The sequence below is a fragment of the Streptomyces avidinii genome (assembly GCF_014650695.1).
Taxonomy (GTDB): domain Bacteria; phylum Actinomycetota; class Actinomycetes; order Streptomycetales; family Streptomycetaceae; genus Streptomyces; species Streptomyces avidinii.
Window position 1 is genome coordinate 232,026 of record NZ_BMVL01000013.1, and the last position, 2,124, is coordinate 234,149.

Below are 2,124 nucleotides of genomic sequence, written 5' to 3' on the forward strand. Positions count from 1 at the left end.
GGCGCTGATGGCCCAGATGACCGTCCCGACCCTCGCCACCTGGTGCGCCGTCTACACGATCGCCGACCAGTCCTCCGACGCGTACCTCTCCTACGTCCTGCACGAGGACGAGGAGCGCATCGACGGACTCAAGGAGCTGCTGTCCCGGGTCGACCCGCCCGAGCCGGTCCGCGAGGCCGGTGCCCGTCCCTGGGCCGAAGCGACCCTCGCGGTCGGCGGCGAGACCGTGGTCCTGCCCCTCCTCGCCCGCAACCGCGTGATCGGGATGCTCACCCTCGGCAAGCCGCGGGAGGAGCACTTCCGCCAGGAGATCCTCGAACTCGCCGAGGACCTCTCCCGCAGGGCCGCCCTGGCCCTGGACAACGCCCGCCTCTACTCCGAGCGCACCGCGATCAGCCGCTCTCTCCAGCGCAGCCTGCTGCCGCCCGGCTCCCCCGCGATCCCCGGCATGGAGGTCGAGGTCATCTACCGCGCGGCCGGCGAGGGCAACGAGGTCGGCGGAGACTTCTACGACGTCTTCCCGATCCGCGACGGCGCGTACGGGTTCGCCATCGGCGACGTCTGCGGTACGGGCCCCGAGGCGGCCGCCGTCACCGGCCTCGCCCGGCACGCCCTGCGCCTGCTGGCTCGTGAGGGCCTCGGCGGCCCGGCCGTACTGGAGCGGCTCAACGCGGCCATCCTCGACGAGGGCGCCCGCAGCCGCTTCCTCACCCTCCTCTACGGCGAGCTGCACCCCCAGCCCGACGGCGGCGCCCTGATGAAGGTCGTCTGCGCGGGCCACCCGCTGCCGCTGCGCCTGCGCCCGAACGGCCAGGTCGACGCGGCCGCCGACCCGCAGCCGCTGCTGGGCGTGATCGACGACCTGGACCTCTACGAGCAGACCCTCACCCTCGACCCCGGCGATGTCCTGCTGTGCGTCACGGACGGCGTGACCGAACGCCGCGAAGGGACCCGCATGCTCGGCGACGACGGCCTCGCCGAGGTCCTCACCACCTGTACGGGCCTCACCGCGGGCGCGGTGGCCTCCCGCGTCCTGCGCGCGGTGGAACGCTTCGCCGCCGAACCCGCCTCGGACGACATGGCCATCCTGGCCTTCCGCGTCCCGGAGCAGCGCACGGGCGAATGACCGGGCGGGCCCGGGTGGGCCGGGCCCGCCCGGTCAGGCTCTGCCCCGTCCGGCCCGGGCTCAGGAGGTACGGCGCGTGGCGGACCGCAGGGCGAAGGCCATCACCACCTCGAAGACGCCCAGCAGCACGAGCCAGAGCCCCAGCAGCCGGGTCAGGGCGACCGCGGAGTCCACGGGGAAGCAGAGCACGACGATCCCGGCGACGGCGCCGAGGGCGCCCAGGCCGAAGCGCATGCCCCGGTGCACGAGTGAGTGGTCCGCGATCGCGGTGAAGGCCGTGAGCACTCCGGTCAGCAACCAGAACACCCCGACGATCAAGGACAGCGCGCCGATCGTCTGCATCGGATGCCGCAGGACCAGGACGCCGGCCAGGAACGCCAGCATGGCGATCAGGACCCCCGCCAGTTTGCTGCCGCCGTCGCCGCCGTGCGAGAAGGCCGCGACGAAGCGGAAGACGCCCGCCACCAAAAGCTGGAGGCCGATGATGACGGCCAGGATGTGAAGCGTCTCGTCGGGCCAGACCAGCACCAGAATGCCGGGGATCAAGGTCGCGAGGGCGAAGCCGAGAGCCCAGTGCCACGTGGCTCCGACCTGCTTGAAGAGGTCCTCGGGGTCGCTCTGCGTGTGCTGTGTGTGCTGCGGCGCCGCGTCGGGGGGTACGGTCATCACGCCTCCTGGGCCAACCGGCCGGCCAGTGGGGCAGGAGACACCTGGCACCTCGAAGCCGCCGGACGTACCTTCCTTATCTTCCCTTCACACCCACTTTAGGCAGGTGCGCCCCAGCGCGCCCGGCGACCGTGCCCGATCTTGGGGCGAAAACAAAAAAGGCCCCCGCCAACAGGCGGGGGCCTTTTCATATGGAGCCCTTTAACGGAATCGAACCGTTGACCTTCTCCTTACCATGGAGACGCTCTACCGACTGAGCTAAAAGGGCGGGTTGTTCGGCGGCGTCCTACTCTCCCACAGGGTCCCCCCTGCAGTACCATCGGCGCTGAAAG

Annotated in this window: 2 protein-coding genes and 1 tRNA gene; 1 reads left to right on the top strand and 2 read right to left on the bottom strand. The window is 71.2% G+C overall.

What is annotated here, in order from left to right:
* Positions 1-1,126: PP2C family protein-serine/threonine phosphatase (locus IE257_RS38625; RefSeq protein WP_229920724.1), on the top strand; the 1,126-nt coding region annotated here is incomplete at its 5' end.
* Positions 1,127-1,186: 60 nt separating this feature from the next.
* On the opposite strand, the gene IE257_RS29330 is transcribed toward IE257_RS38625, so the two are convergent.
* Positions 1,187-1,792, bottom strand: coding sequence for an HdeD family acid-resistance protein (locus tag IE257_RS29330; protein ID WP_189972886.1), 606 nt, complete (start codon positions 1,790-1,792; stop codon positions 1,187-1,189).
* Positions 1,793-1,984: 192 nt separating this feature from the next.
* Positions 1,985-2,060: transfer RNA gene (locus IE257_RS29335), tRNA-Thr, on the bottom strand.
* Positions 2,061-2,124: the final 64 nt, after the last annotated feature.